The organism is Mesorhizobium sp. M1A.F.Ca.IN.022.07.1.1, assembly GCF_003997575.1.
GTDB lineage: Bacteria > Pseudomonadota > Alphaproteobacteria > Rhizobiales > Rhizobiaceae > Mesorhizobium.
Genome location: NZ_RZST01000320.1, coordinates 1 through 6,782 on the forward strand (window position 1 = coordinate 1; position 6,782 = coordinate 6,782).

At 62.2% G+C, this 6,782-nt stretch carries 6 protein-coding genes and 1 pseudogene; 1 reads left to right on the forward strand and 6 read right to left on the reverse strand.

Translation table 11 applies throughout. The features are described from left to right. Nucleotides 1-667, forward strand: a pseudogene (locus EOA75_RS26385) (phosphoribosyltransferase); the annotation flags it as partial. Nucleotides 668-785: 118 nt separating this feature from the next. On the opposite strand, the gene EOA75_RS26390 reads toward EOA75_RS26385, so the two are convergent. The 6 genes from EOA75_RS26390 to EOA75_RS26415 form a co-directional block, all read right to left on the reverse strand. Continuing rightward, on the reverse strand, nt 786-1,865 hold the full coding sequence (locus tag EOA75_RS26390) for a glycosyltransferase (protein WP_067324233.1): 1,080 nt from the start codon (nt 1,863-1,865) through the stop codon (nt 786-788). Nucleotides 1,866-1,936: 71 nt separating this feature from the next. Continuing rightward, entirely contained in the window at nt 1,937-2,380 is a 444-nt protein-coding gene (locus EOA75_RS26395) for a hypothetical protein (protein WP_127325529.1), read from the reverse strand. Nucleotides 2,381-2,391: 11 nt separating this feature from the next. Next, nucleotides 2,392-3,837, reverse strand: coding sequence for a GMC family oxidoreductase (locus EOA75_RS26400; RefSeq protein WP_127325530.1), 1,446 nt, complete (start codon nt 3,835-3,837; stop codon nt 2,392-2,394). A gap of 105 nt (nt 3,838-3,942) precedes the next feature. After that, entirely contained in the window at nt 3,943-5,274 is a 1,332-nt protein-coding gene (locus tag EOA75_RS26405) for a UDP-glucose/GDP-mannose dehydrogenase family protein (protein ID WP_127325531.1), read from the reverse strand. Between the two features lie 134 nt (nt 5,275-5,408). Beyond that, on the reverse strand, nt 5,409-6,281 hold the full coding sequence (locus tag EOA75_RS26410; protein ID WP_095824328.1) for a glycoside hydrolase family 16 protein: 873 nt from the start codon (nt 6,279-6,281) through the stop codon (nt 5,409-5,411). A 130-nt stretch (nt 6,282-6,411) separates the two neighbouring features. Next, the coding region (locus EOA75_RS26415) for a hypothetical protein (RefSeq protein ID WP_127325532.1) at nt 6,412-6,782 on the reverse strand (371 nt) is incomplete at its 5' end.

A 6,782-nucleotide genomic window follows, 5' to 3' on the forward strand; every position in this document is an offset into this window, starting at 1 on the left:
GCTTTCGCAGCACAAGGAAACCGATATCGTCTTCGAGGTCGTGCCGCATCCCAGGATGTTCCAGTGGAACTTCATGCATCACGTCTTCCTCGAGCAATGCTGCGTCGACATAGACGGCGTGCTTTGCCTCGATCCGACCGCGGACGAGAATGACGACGGGCCGGCCTACGAAAAATTCCTCACCGAGGCGCGGCCGCTTCTCGGGCCGACGCGCAAGATCGGCTGGCTGGTGACCAGCCGGCTGGAAAAGTATCGCAAGCTGACTGAAGCCTGGCTGGCCAAGCACGAGATCAAATATGACCATCTCGTCATGCTCGACCTGCCGAGCAAGGCCGAGCGGCAGCGGCTTGGCGCGCATGGCAGCTTCAAGGCCGAGTTCTATCGCAAGTCGGACGCCATCCTGTTCATCGAGAGCGAGCACGAGCAGGCGCTCAAGATCGCCAAGCTATCGGGCAAGCCGGTGCTGTGCGTCGAAACCAACATCGTGAGCTTTCCCGACGCGTTTTCCTTGCCGGCGCTGGAGCAGGCGGCCCGCAACCTGCCGGCACGGCTCAGGCAGATCAATTCGCCCGAGGGGCGCAAGAAGGTCATCAAGACCGCCGCGCGCGCCCTGCTCGGCGAACGCGCCTATGAAATGCTGAAGAGCCGGGTCAAAAGACCAGCGTAAGCAAAACCTAACGCGGATTTAAGGTGCCTCGCGCCGAATCGCATTCAGTCGACGTTTGGGTCGTCGTTTTGATGCCTGTCGCGCCCCAGAACCGCTGCAGATTTCTGGGCGACATGCATTAAGCAGCGCGCCGGGCGCGCTGCCTGGCAGCCCTGTCCAGCAAGGCGAAGAAGGTGGCGAACTGGCGCTCGGGATCGAGTTCCGGGCGCTGCGAGAACGTGAGCGCGGCTTCCGAGACTCGCTCATATTCCTCGCGATCGTTCCACAGCCGCCTGAGCGCCGTGACCCAGTCCTCGAGCGGCGCGTCATAGTCCAGCACGACGCCGCCGGAGCCGATCGCTTCGGGCAGTCCGCCGCGCCGCGAGCCGACGACGGGAATACCGCTGCAATGGGCCTCCGAGGCAACGCGACCCCACGCCTCTTCCCATTTGCTCGGCGCCAGCAGGATCCTGGTGCGGCCGTAGAGAGTCTTCATGTCGTCGGTGCGGTTTTCGAGCTTGATATTGGAGAACGGCGCGATCGTTTCCGCGATGCGGGCGCGGTGATCGTCATCCAGCTTCCAGCTCTCGACGAACAGGAAAGGGATCTCCCTGCAGGCGGCCGCGATCCGCACCGCCAGCTCGAAACCCTTTTCCTCGTAGGGATTGATAAAAGTGACGTACTCGCCCGTCGTCGGCGTGCTGTAAGAGGCCGGATTGATCGTCGGCGGGATTACCGTGGAATCGATGCCAAACTCGCGCTTGTAAGTGCGCGCCGTGAACTCGGAATTGGCGATGTAAGACGCCGAGTTCAGCTCGCGCAGATCGCCCCCGAGTTCATGGAATTCAACATTCCTGAGATAGACCACCAGCGGCACGCCCTCGGCCTCCAGCGCCTTGCCGAGCGGAACCGATTTGTGACACTGCACCACCGCTACGTCCGGCTGCAGCTTCTTTACGGCAAAGGCGGCCGCTTCCCAGGGGAACCAGGCGCGCACCACCGGATAGCCGGGGAAATTGTCGATGACGGCGCGCTGACCGAGGAGCTTCATCTTGGCGCGCGCCTTGTATCCGAACATGCCCTGCCCGAACAAGGCCGCAAGCACCGATGCCTCATGACCGTGTTCGATCAATTGTTCCGCCAGATGATGGGTGCTCGACTGGACGCCGCCGCTGAATTGCGGCGGATAGCCGTTTCCGCCTGCGAAGAGAACTTTCATGGTTCGGCTCCTTGTCACATTTTTCTTGGCCAGTTTTCCTGGCTTGCCGGCAAATATGCCGGCGGGCAGTGTCAGGCAGTCTGCTGCTCGATATTGGCGAACGGATTGGTGCATGGATGCCAGCCGGTGAAGCGGATCGGATCATGGGGCGAGCTGCGCCAGGCATAATCGGTCAGCATGTGGAACTCGGCGATGACCCAGCGCTCGAAATTCCCGACATCCTGCTGCTTGCGCCTGGGCAGCAATTCGCGCGCCCTGTCGAGCCTCACGGTCTCCAAAAGCGTCACCGCGTCCGCCAGCTTTTCGCTCGGGAATATCCACGGGTTGCGGTTGCGGAATTCGAGCACGAATTGCTGCAGGTGCTCGATGCGCATGTTGAGCGGGCCGAAGTATTTCTCGAGCGTGATGCGGACCAGATCCTCATCCGAGAAGGACGATACGGCCGCAGCGGCGATGCCGGTCGAAGCAATGCCGCCGGCAACAACGGCCAATGCGGTGCGTCGCGTGATCTTCATCGACCCCTCCTTCATGCCAGCCGGCTCGCCGCCCGCAGCGAAAGCGCCGCGGCGGTCAGGCTTGGGTTGGCGCAGGAACAGCTCGGATAGGTGCTGGTACCGACGACGACGAGGTTCCGGAGCTGGTGGTGGATCATGTCGCGGTCGACCACCGAGTCGGCGGAGCCGGTGCCCATCCGCAAGGTGCCCTGCACATGCGATTCGGTCGGCCTTATGCCGCGATCGAATATCTGCTCGACCGGAAGCGGCTTGAGCAGCTCCGGCAGCCCCTCGAGCGCCTTGGCCATGCCCTTGGTTGCATAGTCGGAGGCACCCTTGAAGCTGACGAAGGCGTTCTCGTTCTTGTCGAGGATCACCCGGTTTTCCGGGTCGAGCAGGTTTTCGGTGACGATGACCAGCGGCAGCGCCTGCCGCAGCCGCCCCTTCTCGGCTCGCATGCCGTGCTGCCAGCGGTTCTCGAAATAGACCAGCGCCGCCGCGTGCTCGGCGCGATGCGGGCCGTCATAGAGGCCGAAATTCAAACCGGTGGTGATGGTGCTGCCGTCGAAATTGTCGACGCCGTCGAGATAGACCTCGTAGTTCCAGCCATAGGATTCGTGCAGGCCGAGCCCGACGAATTCGCCGCCGAGCCCCGAGCGCAACATGATTGCAGGGCTCTGGATGGCGTTGGCGCCAAGGATGACGAGTTCGCCGCTGACCGAGTATTCCTTGCCGTCGCGCAGGAAGGCAACCGAATGCACCGAGCCGGCTGAATGGTCGAGCCGCCGCACTTCGGCGCCCAGGCAGACCGACACGTCCGCGTGCTGGAAGACGGGCATCAAACCATTGTTGGCGGTGAACTTGGCGTCGGCCGGGCACAGCCAGCATCTGAGGTTGGCGCAGCATGAGTTGCGCTGCGCCGTCGCGACGCGGGCGCGGGCGGTCGGCATGACGAAATGCTGCTCCGGCTGCGCCGCCTTCATCATCCGGTCCGGCGTCGACATGCGGTGCGGCGGCTGCGGAAACGGCCGCGAACGCGGCAGCATCCGGGCCATGTCGGGGTCGCCGGAGATCGACATGACCTCCTCGGCGTCGCAGTAGAACGGCTCCAGCTCGTCATAGCTGATCGGCCAGTCGTTGCCGACGCCGTATGTGCTCTTCAGCCTGAAGTCGTTGGGATGGAAACGCGGCGTCTGCGCGAACCAGCAGTTGGTGCCACCGCCGAGGCCGATCGTGTAGTTCCACGGCTTGTCGGCATTGTCGGTCTTATAAGTGCTCTCGTCGTCTATGTCGGTGTTGGCGTTCTGGTCAAGCTGCCATTCATGCGTGTTGTGGCGGCCCCATTCCAGCACCAAGACCCGGGCTTTGCGCCGCTTCAGGAACTCATGCAGGAAAAAGGCTGAACCGAACCCGGAACCGATGACGACGAGGTCGAAATGCTCGTTGGCGATTTGTTCGGGCTGAACGTCCATCACCATCAGATCGAATCTCCCGAAACACGCACGATCATTCGGCCCCCCATCATTGTCGGCCCCATTGTCGTTCGCCGGAGCCATCCGGCGGGAAGCTGGCGGCGGACACTGTCATGCCGCCATCCTGCCGATCGAGTGGTATTCGATGCCGTAGCGGGCGATGACCTTCGGGTCGTAGAGGTTGCGGCCGTCGAAGATGACCGGTGTCGACAGCGCGTCCTTGAGCGCGTCGAAGGAGGGAGCCCTGAAGCTCTTCCATTCGGTACAGATGAGAAGCGCGTCGGCGCCGCGCAGGGCCGCTTCCTTGGTGCCGCACAAGAGAAGGTCCTCGCGCTGGCCGTAGATGGCCTGGCACTCCTGCATGGCCTCCGGATCGTAAGCCTGCACCTTGGCGCCGGCGGCCCACAGCGCCTCCATCAGCGTGCGCGACGGTGCCTCGCGCATGTCGTCGGTGTTCGGCTTGAAGGCCAGGCCCCACAGCGCAAATGTCTTGCCCTTGAGGGCGCCCTGGAAATAGCGGTTGACCTTGTCGAACAGCACCGATTTCTGCGCGTTGTTGCGCTCTTCGACGGCGCGCAGCAGCTTGGCGTCGAACTTGACGCCCTCGGCGGTCTTGATCAGCGCGCGTACATCCTTGGGGAAGCAGGAGCCGCCATAGCCCAGGCCGGGATAGATGAAATGGTAGCCGATGCGCGGATCGCTGCCGATGCCCTTGCGCACCTCCTCTATGTCGGCGCCCAATTGCTCGGCGAGGTTCGCCATCTCGTTCATGAAGCTGATCTTGGTCGCCAGCATGCAGTTGGCCGCATACTTTGTGAACTCGGCGCTGCGGACATCCATCACGATCATCTTCTCGTGGTTGCGATTGAACGGCGCGTAAAGCTCGCGCATCACCGCCTCGGTGGCCTCGCTCGACGTCCCGACGATGATGCGGTCCGGCTTCATGCAGTCGGCGACCGCCGAGCCTTCCTTGAGGAATTCCGGATTCGAAGCAACGTCGAAGGTCAGGTCCTCGCGGCCGCGCGCCTTCAGCGTCTGGGCGACCCTTTCCTTGATCTTCTCGCAGGTGCCGACCGGCACGGTGGACTTGCCGACGACAATCTTGGGCGCTTCCATCTCGCGGCCGATGGCCTCGGCGACGGCAAGCACGTATTTCAGGTCGGCTGAGCCATCCTCGCCAGGGGGCGTGCCGACCGCGATCATCTGGATCTGGCCATGCTTGACCGCCGCGGCCGCGTCGGTGGTGAAGCGGATGCGGCCGGCGGCGTGGTTCTCCTTGACGAGAGCTTCCAGTCCGGGCTCGAAAATCGGGATGAAGCCCTGGTTGAGTCGGTCCACCTTCGCTTCGTCGATGTCGACGCACACCACCTCGTGCCCGACTTCCGCAAGCACCGCGGCCTGGACGAGGCCGACATAGCCAATTCCAAACACTGTCAAATTCATTTGGTTCTATTCCTGTTTAAGGCCGGGCCGCAAAGACGGCCCGGCCAGTTAAGATGTCCCCCAGGCCCTGTATGAGGCCTAGATATTCGGCATGAACCGCATCCCAAAACCAGTTCCTACTTTGGGGGACATGCCTAGTTGCTGTTGGTTATGGTGCATGCCAGCGACTCCGGGAACTGGCACGGCTGGCCGAGCGCTGTGAAAGCGATGCGCTTGACCTGCATGGTCACCTTGCGGCCGGGATCGGCAAAGGCGCCCATCCAGTTGGTCAGCTTGTCGCTGCCCCACAAGCTGAAGAATATTTTTTGCGGATTGGTCGGCAATTCGTCCGGGTTGGTCACCTCGTTGACCAGCTTGCCGTTGACATACCAGCGCAGCCGGTCCTTCTCCCAGACGAACCCATAGTCGTTGAAGCCCTTATCGGCGCCGCCTTCGACGTCGACCAGCTTGCCGTTCTTCGGCTTGCCTTGGATGTAGCTGTTCACCTGGACTTTGGTCGGGTCCTTGGTGAGGACCTCGAAGTCGATCTCGTCCCAGGGCTTTTTGTCCTGCGGTCCGATATAGGTGAAAAAGGCGGCATTGAGGCCGGATCCGGTATCGGTCTTCATCCGCGCCTCATAGACGCCGTAGCCATAGCGCTGCTTGGTCTGGACCTCGGCGCAGGCGAAGTCGCGATCCTTCAGCTTGCGCTTTTCGAAGCTCAGCGACAGCACGCCGTCCGAAAGCCGGACAAGGTCCTTCGACCATGTGCAGTTCTGATGATTGCCGTTGCTCCAGCCGTCGGAGACGAACCAGCGCGAACGGTCGAAATTCGAAAAATTGTCGACGAAGGACGGCGCGCTCTGCATCTCCTCGGCATGCACCGAATGGGGTGGTGCCACAATGGCGGCCGCGGCCGCAACCAGCGCGCCGGCGAGCCAGAGCTTAAGCGTCTTCGACCTATTCGAATTCGCGCGCGGCATGCTGCAAGCAGCCGCGGTGGAGGTGTCGTTCGGATATGCGTTCATGACAAACTTACCTTTGTGCTGTCCGCCCCAACCCAAAGTCATTCCTGGCCCGCCTCCAGAGAGCCGCTTCTGATCCTCCCCCTCTTACTCCTCTAATGTTTTGCAGCTATGACCGCGCCTGGAAGCGCTGTCAGCCTCTGCCCGCAGACCTTGCCTGTGCGGCCTGCGAACCGGGTTGCCCGACACCATCTTCGACAATCGCGTCGAGCGAATGACGCAGTTCCTTCATCAGACCTTTCTGACGCGTGAGTTCGGCGATGCGCCGCTCGTAATTCAGGATCGCGCCGGTCATCGTGTTGACATCCGACGACTTGTCTGTCGACGCGGAGCCGTTCTCCATTGCCTCGACCAGGAAAGCGGCGTTGGTCGCCGTCGACCGATAGCGGTTCTCCAGCCCGGTCTTTTCCGCTTCGATCTCGGCGGAGATCTGGTCGAACAGCTTCGCCAGACGGTCGAGCCGCTGGAGATCGGTCTGCCGGTCACGCGCCGGATCCCTGGATC